The organism is Nakamurella flava, assembly GCF_005298075.1.
GTDB lineage: Bacteria > Actinomycetota > Actinomycetes > Mycobacteriales > Nakamurellaceae > Nakamurella > Nakamurella flava.
The window spans coordinates 75,354-94,377 of record NZ_SZZH01000004.1 but is presented as its reverse complement, the minus strand read 5'-3'; the positions used below and the strand labels follow the sequence as shown (position 1 = coordinate 94,377).

Annotated in this window: 16 protein-coding genes; 14 read left to right on the top strand and 2 right to left on the bottom strand. The window is 72.1% G+C overall.

Going from position 1 to position 19,024, the window contains the following annotated elements; genetic code table 11:
* The first annotated feature begins 119 nt into the window (after positions 1-119).
* The 13 genes from FDO65_RS16255 to FDO65_RS16195 all read left to right on the top strand — a co-directional run bounded on the left by FDO65_RS16255 (position 120) and on the right by FDO65_RS16195 (position 15,654).
* The gene (locus FDO65_RS16255) at positions 120-1,313 is read left to right on the top strand and encodes an SIS domain-containing protein (RefSeq protein ID WP_137450785.1); all 1,194 of its coding nucleotides are present in this window, start codon (positions 120-122) and stop codon (positions 1,311-1,313) included.
* Entirely contained in the window at positions 1,310-2,185 is an 876-nt protein-coding gene (locus FDO65_RS16250; RefSeq protein WP_137450784.1) for a carbohydrate kinase family protein, read from the top strand. The genes FDO65_RS16255 and FDO65_RS16250 overlap by 4 nt, the downstream gene beginning before the upstream one ends.
* Positions 2,182-2,904: an aspartate/glutamate racemase family protein gene (locus FDO65_RS16245; RefSeq protein WP_137450783.1), complete on the top strand. Its 723-nt coding sequence runs from the start codon at positions 2,182-2,184 to the stop codon at positions 2,902-2,904. Before FDO65_RS16250 ends, FDO65_RS16245 begins: the two co-directional genes overlap by 4 nt.
* A complete protein-coding gene (locus tag FDO65_RS16240; RefSeq protein ID WP_137450782.1) occupies positions 2,901-4,472 on the top strand; it encodes an amidohydrolase family protein in 1,572 nt (523 codons plus the stop codon). The genes FDO65_RS16245 and FDO65_RS16240 overlap by 4 nt, the downstream gene beginning before the upstream one ends.
* The gene (locus FDO65_RS16235) at positions 4,469-5,380 is read left to right on the top strand and encodes a polysaccharide deacetylase family protein (RefSeq protein WP_137450781.1); all 912 of its coding nucleotides are present in this window, start codon (positions 4,469-4,471) and stop codon (positions 5,378-5,380) included. Before FDO65_RS16240 ends, FDO65_RS16235 begins: the two co-directional genes overlap by 4 nt.
* On the top strand, positions 5,377-7,002 hold the full coding sequence (locus FDO65_RS16230) for an ATP-binding cassette domain-containing protein (RefSeq protein ID WP_166442245.1): 1,626 nt from the start codon (positions 5,377-5,379) through the stop codon (positions 7,000-7,002). Before FDO65_RS16235 ends, FDO65_RS16230 begins: the two co-directional genes overlap by 4 nt.
* On the top strand, positions 6,999-7,862 hold the full coding sequence (locus tag FDO65_RS16225) for an ABC transporter permease (RefSeq protein ID WP_137450779.1): 864 nt from the start codon (positions 6,999-7,001) through the stop codon (positions 7,860-7,862). Before FDO65_RS16230 ends, FDO65_RS16225 begins: the two co-directional genes overlap by 4 nt.
* A 5-nt stretch (positions 7,863-7,867) precedes the next feature.
* On the top strand, positions 7,868-8,860 hold the full coding sequence (locus tag FDO65_RS16220) for an ABC transporter permease (RefSeq protein ID WP_137450778.1): 993 nt from the start codon (positions 7,868-7,870) through the stop codon (positions 8,858-8,860).
* Between the two features lie 133 nt (positions 8,861-8,993).
* The gene (locus FDO65_RS16215) at positions 8,994-10,601 is read left to right on the top strand and encodes an ABC transporter substrate-binding protein (RefSeq protein ID WP_137450777.1); all 1,608 of its coding nucleotides are present in this window, start codon (positions 8,994-8,996) and stop codon (positions 10,599-10,601) included.
* A gap of 124 nt (positions 10,602-10,725) precedes the next feature.
* Positions 10,726-11,487: a GntR family transcriptional regulator gene (locus tag FDO65_RS16210; RefSeq protein WP_137450776.1), complete on the top strand. Its 762-nt coding sequence runs from the start codon at positions 10,726-10,728 to the stop codon at positions 11,485-11,487.
* Positions 11,488-11,711: 224 nt separating this feature from the next.
* Positions 11,712-13,286, top strand: coding sequence for an amidophosphoribosyltransferase (purF, locus tag FDO65_RS16205; protein WP_240757666.1), 1,575 nt, complete (start codon positions 11,712-11,714; stop codon positions 13,284-13,286).
* 82 nt (positions 13,287-13,368) lie between these two features.
* Positions 13,369-14,505, top strand: a complete 1,137-nt coding sequence (gene purM / locus FDO65_RS16200; RefSeq protein WP_137450775.1) for a phosphoribosylformylglycinamidine cyclo-ligase — start codon at positions 13,369-13,371, stop codon at positions 14,503-14,505.
* Between the two features lie 195 nt (positions 14,506-14,700).
* The gene (locus FDO65_RS16195) at positions 14,701-15,654 is read left to right on the top strand and encodes a magnesium transporter CorA family protein (RefSeq protein ID WP_240757665.1); all 954 of its coding nucleotides are present in this window, start codon (positions 14,701-14,703) and stop codon (positions 15,652-15,654) included.
* 16 nt (positions 15,655-15,670) lie between these two features.
* On the opposite strand, the gene FDO65_RS16190 is transcribed toward FDO65_RS16195, so the two are convergent.
* Together FDO65_RS16190 and FDO65_RS16185 are read right to left on the bottom strand one after the other, a co-directional pair.
* Positions 15,671-16,699, bottom strand: a complete 1,029-nt coding sequence (locus FDO65_RS16190; RefSeq protein ID WP_166442244.1) for an AraC family transcriptional regulator — start codon at positions 16,697-16,699, stop codon at positions 15,671-15,673.
* Positions 16,700-16,831: 132 nt separating this feature from the next.
* A complete protein-coding gene (locus FDO65_RS16185) occupies positions 16,832-18,265 on the bottom strand; it encodes a purine-cytosine permease family protein (RefSeq protein ID WP_205850106.1) in 1,434 nt (477 codons plus the stop codon).
* Positions 18,266-18,460: 195 nt separating this feature from the next.
* On the opposite strand from FDO65_RS16185, the gene FDO65_RS16180 reads away from it, so the two are divergent.
* A complete protein-coding gene (locus tag FDO65_RS16180; RefSeq protein WP_137450772.1) occupies positions 18,461-18,964 on the top strand; it encodes a VOC family protein in 504 nt (167 codons plus the stop codon).
* Positions 18,965-19,024: the final 60 nt, after the last annotated feature.

The window sequence follows — 19,024 nt, the reverse complement described above, 5'->3', positions numbered from 1 at the left end:
GAGGGCGCTCTCCGTTTACCGGAACGGCATCGGCGGCCATCTGCTGGAAACACAAACGGTATACCGTTTTTCTCGTGATCGGGAGACAGTCCTGATCTCCTCCCGATCCGAGGACGGCGATGACGGTACTGGCCACTCCCTTGCTTGATCCCGCCGCGACGGTCCTGGACGACCGGCAGCGAGCGGTGGTGCAGCGGGTCTCCGACGCCGAGCGAGCCCACATCCTGGCCCTGCCCAGCAACGACCCGCTCGATGCGAAGCTGCGGGCCCGGGTGCTGGCGACCGGCCCGGAGCTGACCGCCCAGCCCGATGCCGTCACCGCCACGCTGCGTTGCAATACAACAACTCTCGATGACGTCGCCGACCGGCTGGCGGGGGGCTTCGACCGGATCGTCCTGGTGGGTTGCGGTGACTCGCTGGCCGTCATGATGGCCGCCCGGTCCGCCCTGGAGGCCGCGCTCGGGGTGCCGTGCGAGCCCCGGCAGAGCCTGGAGTTCGCGTATTACGGACGGGACCTGCTGTCGCCGCGGACCGCGGTGCTCACGCTGTCGAGTTCCGGCGAGACCACCCGCACCGTGGAAGCGCTGATGGTTGCCCAGGGAGCCAAAGCGTATACCGTCGCCCTCACCAACGCCCCGTCCTCGACGCTGGCCACCGAGGCCGACGTCGCCCTGCTGGTACAGGCGACCCGGGTCGGCTGGCCGACCCAGTCGTCCACCGCGGCGCTCGCGCTGCTGTTGGAGCTGGCCGTGCGGATCGCCGAGCGACGCGAACTGGCGGTCGCCGCTGTGTGGCGGACGGCCCTGGACGCCCTGCCCGGCCTGATGGCCGACACCATCGCCCGGCTCACCCCGGCGATCGCCGTGATCGCCGCGGCCGAGATCGCCGCCGGGGTCGGCACCGTGCTGTTCGCCGGGGCCGGACCGAGCCTGGCCGCCGCGGTGATCGGCGCCGCCAAGGTCAAGGAGTGCACCCAGCTGCACGCGGCCGAGATCCAGACCGAGGAGTTCCACCACTACAACTCGCAGAAGGCGGGCGAGCCGCTGTTCCTCACCGCGCCGAGCGGACCGGTGGTGCCGCGGTCGGTGGACACCGGCCGGGACGCCCATCGCTGGGGTGGTCGGCTCTACGTCGTCACCACCGCGGGCGAGACCGCCTTCGACGACCTGCATCCCGAGGCGGTACTCACCGTTCCGGCCGTCCCCGAGGTGCTGTCGCCGCTGCTCACCGTGCTGCCGGCGCAGCTCGTCGGGTATCAGCTCGGCCTGGCCGCCTACGCCGCGGCCGAACGCGCCGCCGGAAGCCGATCATGAGCGGGACCCTCTGCTGCGTCGGCAATCTCACCATCGACGTCGCCGTTGCTCCGGACCTCTCGGCCGTCGAGTCGGCCGGCGGCGACGCCCTCTACGCCGCGCTGGCCGCCCGGCTCGTCGGTGGCCGGCCCCGGGTGCTCGCCCCGATCGGCGCCGACGCCACCCCCGCCCTGGTCGATGCGATCCGCGCGAGCGGCACCGACCCGTCCGCCCTGCCGCGCCGGGCCGACCCCACCGTGCGCAACGTCGTCCGCTACGACGCCACCGGCGGGCGGACCTGGGAGCTGGTGCACGGCGAGGCGAACTTCGAGGCGATGTCCGTCTGGCCGGCCGATGTGGACGACGAGGCCCGGCAGGCCGACGGGATCCTGCTGTCGGCCATGGCGTTGCGCCCCCAGGTCGAACTGGCCGGCTGGCTGCGGCCCCGGACCGCGGCGGTCGTCTACTTCGACCCGCAGGAGGACTACATCGCCGGGAACGAGGACGCCGTCCGCGCCGCCGTCGCCGGCTGCGACGTCTTCCTGCCCAGCGAGGTCGAGGCCCACGCCCTGGCCGGCACCACCGATCCGGCCGTTGCCTGCCGGGAGTTCCTGGCGCTCGGCCCCCGCGTCGTCGTCATCACCCTGGCCGAGAACGGGTGCTGCATCGCCACCGCCGAGGCGCCCCAGCCGGTCTTCCTGCCGGCCGAGCGGGTCGAGCCGGTCGACAGCACCGGAGCCGGGGACGCCTTCGCCGGCGCCTTCGCGGCCGTCCACCTGCGCACCGGCGACCCGATCGCCGCGGCGCGGGCCGGGTCCCGGGCCGCCCGGGCCGCGGTGTCCGGCCACGGGATCGACGGTCTGCTGACCGCCACCGCGGAGCCGGCCCGATGACCCGCATCACCGTCGTCAACCCCAACACATCGGCCGAGCTGACCGCGGCGATCACCACCGCGGCCCAGGCGGTCGCCCCGCTCGGCGTCGAGATCCACGGTGCGCAGCCCGATGTCGGGGTGCCCAGCGTGGAGAGCCACACCGAGGAGCAGTTCGCCGCCGTCGGCGTGCTGGAACTCGTCCGTCGGCACGATGCCGTCACCGACGCGTTCGTGGTCGCCTGCTTCGGGGACACCGGGGTGGCCGCCGCCCGCGAGGTGGCCTCCGGCCCGGTGATCGGGATGACCGAGGCCGCGTTGCAGACCGCCTGCCTGGTGGCCGAGCGGTTCGCCGTCATCACCCTGCCGCCGCGCACCGCGGCCCACAGCCACCGCGTCGTGCACGCGCTCGGGCTCGGACACCGCTGTGTGGTCTCCGCGGTCGACACCGGGGTGGCCGACCTGCTGGACGGGTCGACCCACCTGCTGGAGACCTTCGCGACGGCGGCCTGGGCGGCGCGGGAACAGGACGGCGCCGAGGCCATCGTGCTCGGCTGCGCCGGACTGGCCGACCTGGTCGAACCGCTCTCGGAAACGGTGGGAATGCCGGTCATCGACGGGGTCGCCGCCGCGGTCGGCCTGGCCAGCAGCCTGCTGGCCATGGGCGTGGGCACCTCCCGGGCCCAGACCTTCGCGCCGATGACGGTCCCCGCCCTCCGGCTGGCCGAGGGCATCGCATGACCACCCTGTTCCGCAACGTCCTGGTCTACGACGAGACGGCCCCCGCCGGGATGACCGGGCCGACCGACGTGCTGGTCGTCGGTGACCGGATCACGGCCGTCGCGCCGGCCCAGCTCCCGCCGGACGGTGCCCGGGTGATCGACGGTGCCGGGCGACACCTGGTGCTGCCTGGCCTGATCAACGCCCACTTCCACTCACCGGCCAACCACCTGCGCGGTTCGGTCCCCAGTCAGCCGCTCGAGACCTTCATGCTGGCCGAGTCTCCCGCCGACCCGGCCCTGGCGCCCACCCCGCGCGAGGCCTACCTGCGCACCATGCTCGGGGCCATCGAGATGCTGCAGCGCGGCATCACCACCGTGCAGGACGACGCGTTCCTGATGCCCACCCCGGACCCGGAGATCATCGACGCGGTCGCCGCCGCCTACCGCGACAGCGGCATCCGGGCCTGGCTCGCCCTGGATCAGCCCGAGCTGGCCGAGGCGCAGAAGCTGCCCTTCGTCGACGAGATCACCGACCCGGCCATCCGTTCGACCTTCGACGCCCCGGCCCCGGCGCCGGCGTCGGAACTGCTCGCCGCCTACGACCACCTGATCGGCACCTGGCACGGCGCCGCGGACGACCGCATCCGGGCGGCGGTGTCCGTCTCCGCCCCGCAGCGGGTCGGGCTTGGCTACTTCGCCGCGCTGGACGACCTGGCCCGCCGGCACGACATCCCGCTCTACGTCCACATGCTCGAGACCAAGGTGCAGCGCACCCTGATGACCGAGCAAGCCCGCTTCGGCGGACGGTCGGTGGTCGGCTGGACCGCGGACGCCGGGCTGCTCGGGCCGCAGACCAACGTCATCCACGCCGTCTGGGTCGACCACGTCGACATGGCGACCCTGGCCCACAGCGGCGCCACAGTCGTGCACAACCCGGTCAGCAACCTGCGGCTGGGCAGCGGCGTGATGCCCTGGCGGGCCATGCTCGACCACGGCGTCCCGGTCGCCCTCGGCACCGACGAGGCCATCTGCGACGACACCATCAACGTGTGGACCGTGGCCAAGCTGGCCGGCCTGCTCCACAACGTCGCCGGCCGTGGCATGGACGAATGGCCCACCGCCCGCGAGGTGCTCGACGCGCTGTGGAGCGGCGGTGCGCGGGCCGTCCGGCGCTCCGGTGAGCTGGGGGTCGTCGCCCCCGGCGCGCTGGCCGACCTCGCGCTGGTCGACCTGCACGGCATCGCGTTCACGCCCTTGAACGACCTACGCCAGCAACTGGTCTACGGCCAGGACGGCCGGGACGTCGTGCTGACCATGGTCGCCGGGACGGTGGTCGCCGAGCACGGCCGGCTGTCCCTGGTCGACCAGGACGCCCTGCTCGACGAGGCCCGCGACACCTTCGCCCGCCGGCAACCCGCCCTGGCGGCCGCCCGGGCCGAGTCCGGGAAGCTGCTGCCCGCCTACCGCCACATCGCCGACCGCGCCGCGGCCACCGACGTCGGGTTCAGCCGCTGGCTGGTCCCCGCCCCCGGTGATGCGAGCCCCGCGCCCGTCGTCCCGCACGCCTTCCGGAAGGACACACCATGACCAGCCCAGCGGGGTACCGGTACTCGGCCCTGCCCACCCGCCCGCACGGCCACTGGCCCCGCGGGAAGTCGCTCGCCGTCGTGGTCTGCGTCGGGGTCGAGGCCTACCGCTTCGGCGACGGTCACACCGAGGACGTACTGCCCGGTGTCCCGGCGCCCGACCTGGTGAACACCGCCTGGCGCGACTACGGCAACCGGGTCGGGGCGTTCCGGCTGTTCGACCTGCTCGGCCGCCTCGGCATCCCGCCGACCGTGCTGCTGAACACCGACGTCTACGACGAGGCGCCGCAGGTGCTGGCCGCCGCCCGGGCGATCGGCGGCGAGATCGTCGCCCACGGCCGGTCCAACTCCGATTCCCTGGCCGGGATGAAGCCGGACGCCGAGGGCGCGTACCTGGCCGACGTCGCCCGGCGCATCGAGCAGGAGGAGGGCGCCGCACCCGGCGGCTGGTCGAGCCCGTGGCTGACCCACACCCCGGCGACGCTGGATCTGCTGGCGGCCAACGGCTATCGCTACCTGCTCGACCTGCGGCTGGACGACCAGCCCGTCTGGTTGCCGACGGCGTCGACCCCCCTGCTGGCGATCCCGTACAACGCCGAGATCAACGACTCGTCGACGATGATCGGCCGGCAGGTCGGACCGCACGAGTTCGCGGCCATGATCGACGACGAGTTCGCGGTGCTCCGCGCGGAAGCCGCCGAGCGGCCCCTGGTGATGAGCATCGTCCTGCACTCGTTCATCAGTGGGGCCCCGTTCCGGGCGCACGCGGTCGGTCAGGCGCTGCAGCGGCTGGCCCGCGACGGGTCGGTCTGGTTCACCACCCCGGCCGCGTTGCACGAGGCCGTCATGGCCCAGCCCGAGCTGTTCCCGCAGCCGGTCGACCGGCTGCCGGCCGGGGCCGCGTCGTGAAGCGCGGTCGCGGGGCAGTCGGGAAGACGGCCACCCCCGGGTCGACCCCCGACGGGCCGGTCGCGGTGGTGCGGGACTACTCGTTGTCGCTGGTGCGCAACGGTGTTCGTAGCGAGGTGCTGCACGGGATCGACCTGGAGATCGGCCGCGGCGAGGTGCTCGGCCTGGTCGGCCAGTCCGGATCGGGCAAGAGCATGCTCGCCCTGAGCCTGCTCGGGTTGCTGCCGGCCGACTCCCAGCCGCAGACCGGCGGATCGGTCGTCGTCGCCGGGGTCGACATGGTGTCGGCGCCGGAGTCGCAGCGCCGGGCCGTGCGGCGCGACTCGCTCGGCGCGATCTTCCAGGACCCGATGACGTCGCTGAACCCGACCATGCGGATCGGCCGGCAGATCGGCGAGGTCACCGGCGACGACGCCGTCTCGATCGGGCTGCTGCAGACCGTCGGCGTCCGGGACGCCCCGGCCCGCCTCACGGTGTTCCCGCACGAGCTCTCCGGTGGGCTGCGCCAGCGGGTGATGGCCGCGATCGCCGTCGCCGGGCGCCCCGCGCTGGTCGTGGCCGACGAGCCGACGACCGCGTTGGACGTCACCGTCCAGGCCCAGCTGCTGGAGCTGCTCCGCGAGCTGCGGGACGACTTCGGCTGTTCCGTCCTGCTCATCACCCACGACCTCGGCGTGGCCGACCAGATCGCCGACCGGCTGGCCGTCCTGCACCACGGCGAACTGGTCGAGGTCGGCCCGGCCGCCGCCGTCGTCCGCGACCCGCAGCACGAGTACACCCGCTCCCTGCTGGCCGCCCGGCTCACGCTGCGGATGCCCCGTGACGACCGGTTCGACCGCGCCACCGACGCCGACGACGCGACGGACACCCCGCCGGCGGTCCGACTCACGTCGGTGCGCAAGGAGTTCCGCGTCCGGGCCGGCCGGCGCCGGGGGACCACGCTCATTGCGGTGGACGGCGTCGACCTGGACATCCCGCCCGGCGAGTCGCTGGCCGTGGTGGGGGAGAGCGGCTCGGGCAAGTCGACCCTGCTCCGCATGATCGCCGGGCTCGAGCAGCCCACCGCCGGGTCGATCACCCTGCACGGCCCCGGCGGTGGGCCGCAGATGGTCTTCCAGGACGCCGGGTCGTCGCTCACCCCGTGGCTGACCATCGGCGAGCTGCTCGGCGAACGGCTGCGCGGCGAGCACCTGAGCCGCACCGCGACCCGGGAACGGGTGGTCGCCGCGCTCGGCGCGGTCGGTCTGCCCCCCGAGGTCGCCGACGCCCGGCCCGGTGAGCTGTCCGGGGGCCAACGGCAGCGGGTCGGCCTGGCCCGGGCCACCATCGTCCCGCCCACCGTCCTGCTGTGCGACGAACCGACCAGCGCACTCGACACGTCGATGGCCCGCACCGTGCTCGCCCTCATCCGTGACCTGCGGGCCCGGCTGGGGATGACCGTGCTGTTCGTGACCCACGACCTGGCCGTCGCCCGGCTGATGGGCGACCGGATCGCCGTCATGCAGCAGGGCCGGGTCGTCGAGCTGGGACCGGCCGAACAGGTCATCGCGGAACCCCGCGAGGAGTACACCCGGACGCTGCTGGCGGCCGTGCCCGAGATCGTCGGAGAGGTGGCCTCATGAGCAGTATCGCGGTGGCCGCGCCGTCCCGGTTCCGACGGTCCGTGGTCCGGGCCGGCGGCATGCCCCGGCCACTGGCCCTGGCCGGGGTCGGACTGCTGGCCCTGATCACCCTGCTGGCGCTGACCGCCCGGCTGCTCGCGCCGCACGACCCGGTGCAACCGGTCGGCGCGATCAACCTGCCGCCGCTGTCCGCCGGGTTCCCGCTGGGCACCGACGGGATCGGTCGGGACCTGTTGTCCCGCACGCTGGTCGGTATCCAGGTCAGTTGGCTCTCCGCGCTGGCGGTGGTGGCCAGTGGCCTGATCATCGGCGGCCTGGTCGGGCTCGTCGCCGGCGCCACCGGCGGCTGGGTCGACACCGTCCTGATGCGCGTCACCGACCTGTTCCTGGCCCTGCCCGGCGCTCTGGTGGCCATCGCCATCGTCGCCGCCCTCGGCCCCGGTCTGACCAACACGCTCGTCGGTGTGGCCATCGTGTGGTGGCCGTACTACGCCCGCATCGTGCGGGGTGAGGTGCGGGCGCTGGCCGTCCGGCCGCACGTCGAGGCGGCCCGGCTGGCCGGAGTCGGACCGGTCCGGATCGTCACCCGCCATCTGCTGCCCGGCATCGTGCCGACGGCGATCGTCACCGCCAGCCTGGACATCGGCAACGTCGTCCTGCTGCTGGCCGGGCTGTCGTTCCTGGGGTTGGGCCAGCAGGCCCCGGCCCCCGAACTGGGCGCCGACAGCGCCCGGGCGCTGTCCCAGGTGCTGTCCCAGTGGTGGGTGCCCGGCATCCCGGGTCTCGCCGTCCTGCTGCTGTCCCTGGTCGCCAACGTCGGCGGCGACGCCGTCCGCAGTCTCGTCCCGGTCCGGAGGTAACGGCCATGCTCTCCTTCCTGGCCCGACGGGTCGCCGCCGCGGCGGGCATCCTGCTGGTGCTGACGTTCGTCATCTTCTGGCTCGGGCAGATCGCGCCGGGCGACCCGGCCCGGGCGTACGTCGGCGCGAATGCCTCGCCCGAGGCGGTCGCAGCGGCCCGGCAGCAGCTGGGGATGAACGACCCGTTCCTCACCCAGTACCTGCACTTCCTGGGCGGGTTGCTCACCGGCGACTTCGGCCAGTCGCTGCGGACCCGTCAACCGGTCGCCGCCGACCTCGGCGTCTACGTCCCGGCCACGGTGCAGCTGGTGCTGGTCGCCTTCGTCATCGCGCTGGTTCTGGCGGCGCTGTACGCGATCTCGTCCGTGCGGGGCTGGCTGGGGGGCACCGTCGGCCGCAGTGCGCTGCTGCTGCTGGCCACGGCGCCGCCGTTCCTGCTGGCCATCGTCGGGATCATCGTGTTCTTCGGCCAGCTGCACTGGCTGCCCGCCCGCGGCGCCGGCGACTACGAGGACCCGGGGCCGACCGGGATGCTGCTGGTGGACACCGCGCTGCACGGCCAGGTCGACGCCTTCCTGGACGCGCTGGCCCACGTGGTGCTGCCGGCCACCGTGCTGGCCATCGCCCCGGCCGTGGCCATCGGCCGGATCCTGCGGTCGTCCCTGGAGGGGGTGCTGCACATCGACTACGTGCGCACCGCCCGGTCCAAGGGCCTCACGGAGGGCCAGGTATTGCGCCGGCACGTGGTGCGCAATGCCATCGGCCCCGGTCTGTCCATGGCCGGTCTGCAACTCGGGTTCATGTTCGCCGGGGTGGTCGTCGTCGAGCAGGTCTTCTCCTGGCCCGGCATCGGCAACTACCTGGCGGCGTCGATCCCGGTCGACGACTTCCCGGCCATCGCCGGGGTGACGCTCGTCCTCGGAACCATCTACGTCCTCACGACCCTCGTCGTCGACCTGCTGCAGGCCGTCGCCGACCCCCGGGTCGCCACCGGCTGACGCGACCCACCCGCGCCCGCAGTGTCGCGGGACTGCTCCACCCGCACCCGTCCGCACCGTCCAACGGTGCTTGCCGCACGCCCCCGTGCCTCCCGTCGTCCCGCGCCCACCTCGCCCCGCCAAGGAGTCTGTCGTGTCTGCTCGCCGTCCACTGCGCCGGATCGGCTGCGCTGCAGCCGCTCTCGCGCTCGTCCTGTCCGTCGCGGCCTGCAGTTCAGGCACCAAGACGTCGTCGGCCGCGGCCAGCGACCCGGCCGCCGCGCCGACCGACGGGGTGCTCACCGTCGGCCTGCTCGGCGACATCGGCCAGCCGCCGGACCCGGACATCTACTACGCCAACAACGGCACCGCGATCATGATCAACGCCTACGAAGGCCTCGTGCAGTACAAGAACGACACCGACCAGGTGGAGATCGCACCGCGGCTGGCCGAGTCGTGGGAGGTCAACTCCACCAACGACGTCTACACCTTCCACCTGCGCAAGGGCGTCACGTTCCACGACGGCACCCCGTTCACCTCGGCCGCCGTCGACGTCGCCTTCCAGCGCCGCATCGCGGTCAAGGGCGGCGCGGCGTACATGGTCGCCGGGGTGACCAAGGTCGAGACCCCCGACGACTACACCGCTGTCGTACACCTGGACGCTCCGAACACCGCGTTCCTGAGCTACCTGGCGTCGCCGTTCGGCCCGAAGATGGAGTCGCCCACCGGGTTGCAGGCCAACGCCGGCTCCGACAACGCCCAGACCTACCTCACCACCCACGATCTGGGCACCGGGCCCTACCAGCTGACCACCGCGCAGACCGGGGTGAAGTACACCCTGACCCGGTACGACGGCTACTGGGGCACCAAGTCCCCGTTCACCACCGTCGAGCTGCCGGTCTACACCGACCCGTCCGCGCTGGAGCTCGCCTTCGACAACGGCACGGTGGACACCATCGTCGCCGCGCTGCCGTCCTCCAGCCTGGGCAAGTACACCGGCAACTCAGCCGTCTCGAACTACTTCCTGCCGACGCTGCAGGGCGCCATGGTGACGGTCAACCCGAGCCACGCGTTCTTCGCCGACGCCCCCGCCCGGGTCGCGTTCCTCAAGTCCATCGACCAGTCGGCGCTGGTGTCCCAGGTGCTCGGCCAGCGCTCCGAGGTCGCGACCACCATGTACGCCAAGGGCATGATCCCCGGCGGTCAGGACAAGCAGGCGATCTCCTACGACGCCTCGGCGCTGAAGGACTACGTCGCCGGGCTGCCGGCCGGGACCGAGAAGAAGCTGGTCATCGGCTACGCCAACGGCAACGTCAACGCCCAGTCGATGACCAACATCGTGGTGGCCAACCTGCAGGCCGCCGGGCTCGACGCGTCGGCCCAGGGCTACGACACGTCGACCGTGTTCGGCTGGATCAACGACCCGACCCAGGGTCCGGACGCCTTCATCGACGGCAACAACGGCCCGGACGGCGGTGATCCGTACATGTGGGGTCACGTGTTCTGGGACGCCTCCGGCGGCATCAACTACTTCGGCTGCCAGTCCACCGAGGTCAACGACCTGCTCAATCAGGCCGTCGGCACCGGTGACACCGCCACCTACGTGAAGGCCGGTGACCTGTACGGACAGACCGGCTGCTTCCTCAACCTGTCCTACAACAAGGACTGGGTGGTGGCGCGGCCCTGGCTGACCGGGGTGCCGGCCAGCCAGAATCTGGGGGCCAACGAGCTCAACTTCTCACTGCTGGGCATCGGCAGCTGACCGGACGCGGGCCGGGACCGTGCCGTCACGGTCCCGGCCCGCGCACCATCTGCGCCGTCCGCGACGATCGGGTGGCCGCGCAAGACCGCCGGGCACCATCCGGCGGAACCACAGAGGGGGATCGATGACCGGGACCGCGACGCCGATCGGGGCGGCCGCCGGCGCGGGGCGGGCCACCGCCGTCGACGCCGGCCCGCCGGGGGACCACGCTGCCGCCGCGGGCGACGGGCGCTCGCCGTCGCTGTCGCGCAGCATCTACGCCACGGTGCGGGAGCGCATCATCCTCGGCCAGTACCCGCAGGGCAGCCGCCTGCCGGAGGCCAGGATCGGTGAGGAGCTGCACGTCTCCCGGGTGCCCCTGCGCGAGGCGGTGCCGCTGCTGGAACGCGACGGATTCGTGCACACGTTCCCGCGGCGTGGCGCGGTCGTGGCCAGCTGGGACGGCAAGGCCATCGACGACCTGTTCGACGTGCGGCTCGCCCTGGAGGTCGGCGCCGCCCGTCACGCCGCCCGGCGCGCCGCGCTCGGCCGCTCGCTCGATCCGCTGGACGCGGCCCTGGCGGCCTCCCAGCGGGCGGTCACCGCGGGGGACGCCTACGGCATCGCCTGCGCGTCCACCGCCTACCACGAGGCCGTCGTCGCCGTCGCCGCCAACGACCTGCTGCTGCGCATGATGCGGACCATCTCCGGGCGCATCACCTGGCTCTTCTACCTGTCCAGCGGACTGCCGGCCGACGATGCGCTGACCGAACACGTCGCCCTGCGCGACGCCATCGCCTCGGGCAACGAACGCCTCGCCGAGTCCGTGGCCTACGCCCACATCGAGCACGACCGCCGCCCGACCTTCGCAGCCATGGGGATGGCGGCGGACGTCGTCCGCCCGTGAGGGGATCGGCACTCTCACACCGGTCGCATCTTCCGGGAGCCCTCCGGCCAGGTACAGTGGGGTACCGCTGATTCCCCCGCAGTCGCCCGGCAGAGGAGCACGGTTTCGTGGGTAAAGGTCCGTCTCCGGCCCTGACTAGTTCCGATCCCCTACCTTCGGCTCGATCCCTCCCGATCACCCCGGTCACCGGGAGTCCGGGTTGTGGTGGTCCGTCCGGTATCGAGGTGGACGCCGACCCGCGTGAGGAATGCGGTGTCTTCGGCGTCTGGGCCCCGGGTGAGGAAGTCGCCAAGCTCTCCTACTACGGCCTGTACGCGCTGCAGCACCGCGGCCAGGAGGCCGCCGGCATCGCCGTCGCCGACGGCTCGCAGATCGTGGTGTTCAAGGACCTCGGCCTGGTCTCCCAGGTCTTCGACGAGCAGACGCTGTCGTCCCTGCACGGGCACATCGCCGTCGGGCACTGCCGGTACTCCACCACCGGGTCCACCACCTGGGAGAACGCGCAGCCGACGTTCGCCACCACCGAAGTCGGCTCCGGTATCGCGCTCGGCCACAACGGCAACCTCGTCAACACCGTCGAGCTGGCCGCCCGGGTCGCCGCCCTGCCGGACACCTTCCGCCGCGGCAAGTGCTCCACCGATTCCGACGTCCTGACCCGGCTGCTCGCGGCCCAGTCGGCCGACTCCGGGTTGGAGGCGGCGGCCATGGAGCTGCTGCCCACCCTGGAGGGCGCGTTCTGCTTGGTGTTCTGCGACGAGCACACCCTCTACGCCGCCCGCGATCCGCACGGCGTCCGCCCGCTGGTGCTCGGCCGGCTCGACCGTGGCTGGGTCGTCGCCTCGGAGACCGCGGCGCTGGACATCGTCGGCGCGTCCTTCGTCCGTGAGGTCGAGCCGGGTGAGCTGCTGGCCATCGACGCCGACGGTCTGCGCAGCGAGCGGTTCGCCAACCCCACCCCCAAGGGCTGCGTCTTCGAGTACGTCTACCTGGCCCGCCCGGACACCACCATCTCCGGCCGCGGGGTGCAGGCCACCCGCCTGGAGATCGGTCGCCGGCTGGCCCGGCAGTCGCCCGTCGAGGCCGACCTGGTCATCCCGACCCCGGAATCGGGTACGCCCGCGGCCATCGGGTACGCCGAGGCCTCCGGCATCCCCTACGGCCAGGGGCTGGTCAAGAACGCCTACGTCGGACGGACCTTCATCCAGCCGTCGCAGACGATCCGTCAGCTCGGCATCCGGCTCAAGCTGAACCCGCTGCGCGACGTCATCCGCGGCAAGCGGCTCGTCGTGGTCGACGACTCGATCGTCCGGGGGAACACCCAGCGGGCCCTGGTCCGGATGCTGCGGGAGGCCGGCGCGCTCGAGGTGCACGTCCGCATCGCTTCGCCGCCCGTGCGGTGGCCCTGCTTCTACGGCATCGACTTCGCCTCCCGCGCCGAGCTGATCGCCAACGCCGGGGACGTCGAGTCGGTCCGCCGGTCGATCGGTGCCGACACCCTCGAGTACGTCTCGATGGACGATCTGGTGGCCGCCTCCGAACAGCCGAAGAACCGGCTCTGCGCGGCGTGCTTCACCGGCGAGTACCCCATCCCGATCCCCGCCCAGGTCGGCAAGCACGTCCTGGAGGGCATCGCCCGCGGCGTGTCCAGCCCGAACGGGGTCACCGCCGTTCCCGGCCGCCCGGCCAGCGATCCGCACCTGCGGCCCGGGGTCGGTGAACCCGCCCGCGGTGTGGCCGGGCCCGCCGCCCCGGTGACGTCCGCCGGCTACGGCGCCGAGGACGCGCTCAGCCGACCCTGACGGCGTCGCTCCGGCCGGAGCGCGCCCCCTGTTCCCCTGCACCAGTCGTCACCGACGACCCCAGCCGGAAGGCGACCCACCAGTGAGCACGCGACACCCCATCGGATCCGGCGCCACCTATGCGGGAGCGGGTGTGTCCATCCAGGCCGGTGAGGACGCCGTCGACCTGATCCGCCCGCACACGCAGCGGACCCACCGGTCCGAGGTCATCGGCAGCATCGGCGGGTTCGCGTCCCTGTTCCGCATGCCGCAGCACAAGTACCGCGACCCGCTGCTGGCCTCCTCCACCGACGGCGTGGGCACCAAGTCGGCCATCGCGCAGGCGATGGACGTCCACCACACGATCGGCATCGACCTGGTGGCGATGGTCGCCGACGACCTGGTCGCCTGTGGTGCCGAACCGCTGTTCCTGCAGGACTACATCGCCTGCGGGCAGTTGGATCCCGAGAAGATCGCCAAGGTCGTCGAGGGCATCGCGACCGGTTGCGTGCAGGCCGGCTGCGCACTGGTCGGCGGCGAGACCGCCGAGCACCCCGGTCTGATGGCCCCCGAGGACTACGACCTGGCCGCCACCGCGGTGGGGGTCGTCGAGGCCGAGAACGTCCTCGGCCCGGAGCGGGTGCAGCCCGGTGACGTGGTGCTCGGCCTCGGCTCCTCCGGGATCCACTCCAACGGCTACTCGCTGGTCCGCCACGTGCTGCTGGACATCGCCCGGTTGCCGCTGGACGGGCACGTCGAGGAGTTCGGCCGCACCCTGGGCGAGGAGCTCCTGGAGCCCTGCCGGATCTACGCGCTGGACTGCCTGGCCCTGGCCCGGGAGACCGACGTGCACGCCTACGCCCACATCACCGGCGGCGGCCTGGCCGGCAACCTGGCCCGCGTGATCCCGGCCGGACTGACCGCGCACCTGGACCGGCGGGCCTGGACTCCGCTGCCGGTCTTCAACTACATCGCCAGCCACGGGCGGGTGCCCAAGGAGGAGATGGAGTCCGCCTTCAACATGGGCATCGGCATGGTCGCCGTGCTGCCGGCCGAGGACGTGGACCGCGCTCGCGCGATGCTGACGGCCCGGCACGTCTGGAACGTCGTCCTCGGGACCGTCGAGAAGGCCGACGGCGTCAAGAGCGTGGACGCGGCCAAGGTCGACGGGGCGGCGAAGACCGCCACCCGCGCCAACGTCGACCGGGTCGTCATGACCGGGGAGCACCCGCGCTTCTGAGCGCCACCCCGGGTCGTCCCCAGCGATTCCGTCGCGCCGGTCGACAGGTCCGGACGTAGGCTCCGTGACCGGTCGGCCGCCCGGGCGCCCCAGCCCGGGTGCCGGTGGGAGGCACCTGTGGACATCCGCTTCGTTCGGACGGCGCACCCGGCCCCGGGGTCGCCGGCGCCCGACGGGCCGGTGACCGAGGGGCCGGTGACCGATCACGAGCCGGCCGAGCTGCCCGTGCTGCTCACCCGGACGGACGGCATCGTCTGGGTCGACGTCCCGACATGGGACGACGCGGCCGAGCGCATCCTCGCCGACGCCTTCGCCTTCCACCCGCTGGCCATCGCCGACTGCCGCGAACGGCGTCAGGTGCCCAAGGTGCACGTGTATGGCGACCACGTGTTCGTCGTGCTGCACGCTCCGTCGGCGGGTCGGGCCGGTCACGTGCACTACGTCGAGCTCGACCAGTTCATCGGGCCGAACTATCTGGTCACGGTGCACGGCCCGTTGAACCCCGCCGTCGACCCGGACGAGGCCATGGTCGAGGTCAGGTCCGCCCTGCGCCGGATCGTCGACGGCCGGTTCCGGCCGGAACTGCCCTTCGAGATCTCCTATGCGTTGGTCTCAGCGCTGTGCGGGCGGCTGCGCGACTACACGGCCACGCTCACCGGTGAGGTGTGGGACCTCGAGAAGCGGGTGACCGGGGGACATCTCGGTGACGTCGAGCAGTTCCTGGAGGAGCTGTTCCGGACTCGTCACGGCCTGATCACCGTCCGCACGATGGCCGCCCTGAGCCGGGAGGTGTACGCGCGGATGGCCCGCATCAATGTTTTCGGCACGAAGCGGGGGCACCGCCTGCTGCAGGACACCGTCGACCAGTTCGATCGGCTGGCCGCGATGGCCCACAGCCAGAAGGACTACCTGCAGGGCACGATCGAGTTCTACCAGACCCGTACCAACACCAAGATGACCATCGCCGCCGAACGGTTGGCCGTCATCGCCGCCGTGACGCTGCCGATCACGGCCCTGTCCTCGGTGCTCGGGATGAATCTCATCGTCAACGACGAGACCCACTACGTCAGCCTGTCGGTGACCCTGACCGTCATGCTGATCATGTCCGTCACGCTGCTGGTGTGGGCCAAACGCAAAGGCTGGTGGTGACCTCCCGGTCGGCCCTTCAGGAGCGCAGGGTGGTCGACGGGGCCTCCCCGAAACGACGCCGGTAGTCGCCGGCGAACCGTCCGAGGTGCGTGAACCCCCAGCGGAACGCGACGTCGGTGACGGTCAGGGAGCTGCGATCGGCGGCCCGCAGGGCGGTGTGCACGCGTTCCAGGCGGACGTCACGCAGGTACTCGGTGGGCGTGGTGTCGAGGTACTGCCGGAAACCCTGCTGCAGGGCCCGCACGCTCATCCCGGTGGCCTGCGCGATGTCCTCGACGGTCAGCGGTTCGTCGGCGTGATCGTCTATGAGTTCCGCGGCCCGGCGGACGAGCCGGGGGATCGGGGCCCGGGCCGGCCCGTGCAGGGCATCGCTATGGCTGTGCGGCTGCAGCGTGAGGAGCTGGGTGAGCAGCAGACTGCGGAACTGCAGCAGGGCCGCGGCGTCGTGCACCAGGGTGCCCTCGTCGTCCGCTTCCAGCCGGAACAGGTCGACCAGCCGACGCCAGGATCGCGCGGCGGCCGTGGTGAGGTCCAGCTTCGGCGAGAAGCGCAGCGGGCCGCGCACCACGGACCCGGTGAGGGCCCGCAGCTGCTCCTCCAGCGCGGCGCGTTCGATCCGGACGATCAGTTGCGGGCTGTGGGCCGCGCGGCGCACGGTGGTCGGTTCCCGGAGTGACAGGACGGCGCCGGTCGACCGGTCCGCGTCGACGGTGTCTCCCGCGCACGTCACGGTGGAGTGGCCGCCGAGCGGGATCTCGACCAGGATCACGTCGCCCGAGCCATGGGTCGTGATGTGCACGGCGGCGCCGTAGTCCAGGACGGTGACGCCGATGTCGCCGGCCTGGACCGCGCGGTAGCGGGTGGCCAGCGGGGCCGAGCGGTCGGCGAGTTCGAGGGTGTGCGGGCAGAAGGCGGCACCGACGACCTCCCGGGTCTCGTCGACGTCGGCGCTCCGCAGCACCGTGCGGGCGAGCGTCGGCAGCGGCCGGGGCCCGCGGAGTCCGGGATGCGGGGCGGGTGCACGTTCGGCGGTGGCGGCGGTCACGGGGCTCACACTCCTTCACGACGGCGGACGTCGCGGGCGGAGCGTATGACTGTTTTCGATCGAACGTCAACGAAATGACATGTCGACGGTGTAACGAACGGGCGGCCGGGGCTACCCGGCCGCCCGTCCCGATCAGCGGACGGCGACCCGGCGGTCGGCCGGACGGAGCACGGTCGTCCGCAGAGCCGGGTAGGCGATGAGCACCACGACGAGCGCGACCACGAAACCGAGGGACGTCACCCCGGTCTCCTGCAGGACGCCACCGAGGACGGCCGCGCCGACCACGGAGATCACCCCGGCCCAGTTGACCGACTCGGTCTCGGCCGGGTCGGCCACCCGGCGGCGGCGGACGATGAAGTAGTCGGCGATGATCACGCCGGCCAGCGCGGTGGTGGTGACACCGAGGATGCCCAGGTAGCTGCCGATCAGGCCGAGGATGTCGCCGGCGACCATGATCAGGGCGATGACGTTGCCGACGACGACCATGGTGACCCGGCCCGGGCTGCGGCCGAAGAGCCCGTCGGCCAGGTTCGACAGCGAGAGCGAACCGCTGTAGGTGTTCAGCACCTGCGCCTTGACCTGCGCGACGTACATGAGGATGAAGCCGAGGGTGCCGGCCAGCACGATGAAGAACGCGCCGGAGTTGTTGGCGATCATCCAGGCCAGCTTGTCGGCGACGGTCTCGCCCTGCTGGGTGGCCGCGATCGCCGGATTGGCGGTGAGGTAGTCGCTGACCACGCCGGACCCCGCGTGGATGAGGATGGTGCCGAGCACCACGACGACGACGTCGATCATGATCGCGCCACCGACGGCCAGGATGCCGACGTCCCTGGTCGACCGGGCGTACCGGGCGAAATCGGCATCGACCAGGGCCAGCGCGCCGGCTGAGCCGGCCAGGATCGACAGCACCGCGGTGAACCGGGCCCCGTCGCTCTCGAAGCCGGGCACCGCGGGTCCGGCGGCGAACAGTTCACCGAGGGACAGCGACGAGTCGCGCAGCGCCACGAAGGCCAGGACGACCGTGAGCGCGACGAACGCGACCAGCAGGATCATCGACGTCTTCTGCACCAGGGGCAGCCCGAAGACGGTCAACGCGATCCAGACCAGGGTGAGCACGCCGTAGATCAGCACCGCGTTCAGCAGGCTCGGGGCCCACCCGAACATGAACAGCGTGCCGTAGTACAGCAACGCGTTCTCCAGGGCCAGGAAGCCCAGGATCATGAACGCGAAGATCAACGAGGCCAGTGCCGATCCCCGCGTGCCCAGACCGTAGAAGCGGGCCGTCACCGTGCTGGACGTGCCCGACTTGTACGCGACGTGACCGACGAGCCAGCCGAGGGTCCCGCCGAACACCGTCACCACCACCCCGGCCAGCAGGCCCCACCAGACACCGGCGATCAACGTCACCGTTCCGCCGATGGCCAGCTGGATGAGGGTGGAGGCGATGCCGGCCGTGTTGGTCATCAGACCCCACCCGGAGCGCCGTTCGGAGTCGGGGACCGCGGTGAGGGCGTGATCCTCCATCTGGGCCCGGCGGGCCGGCTCCGCCGCGAAATCGTCTGCCATCGGTCGTCCTTTTCGAAGGTGGGTCCTGCGAGTGGGCGAGACGTTAGGGGTCCCACCCGGACCGCACCATCCGCCCGACGCGCCCGTTGTCCGCATTCCGCCGACGACCTCAGCGGCGCGTTGACAGCGCTGTGACCAGCCCTTTCGATGCCCACATCCCGCTCGACACCCCGTGCTGCGCAAGGAGTCCGATCCATGACCGAGCCCGTAGCGGCGCCCCGCGTCTCACCCGCCTTCTCGCACGTGGGGGTGACCGTGCCGGATCTGGACGCCGCGATCCGCTGGTATACCGAGACGCTCGGCGCCTACCTGCTGACCGGCCCGCTCGAGGTGCGCGAGGACGGCTCGCCCCTGGGCGACGCCGCCGCGACCGTCTACGGCCGGGGGTTCCGGCGGTTCCGCTTCGCGCACCTGGCGTTCGCCGACGCCGTCGGCCTGGAGCTGTTCCATTTCGACGAACCGGCGACGGCGGCCCGCGAGGACAACTTCGAATTCTGGATGACCGGGATCAACCACTTCGCCCTGACGTCACCGGACCTGCACGGCCTGTCCGACCGGATCGTCGCGGCCGGGGGACAGCGCCGAGCCGCACCCGTCGTCATTGACGCCGAGAAGGGGTACGCCATCGTCTACTGCCAGGACCCGTGGGGGACCGTCATCGAGATCTGCTCCCACCCGTACGCGCAGATGTGGGGCTGATCGCCCGGCGGGTGGGCGAAACACCGCGCCCCGCAGCACAAGTCGGACGGTGACGAACGA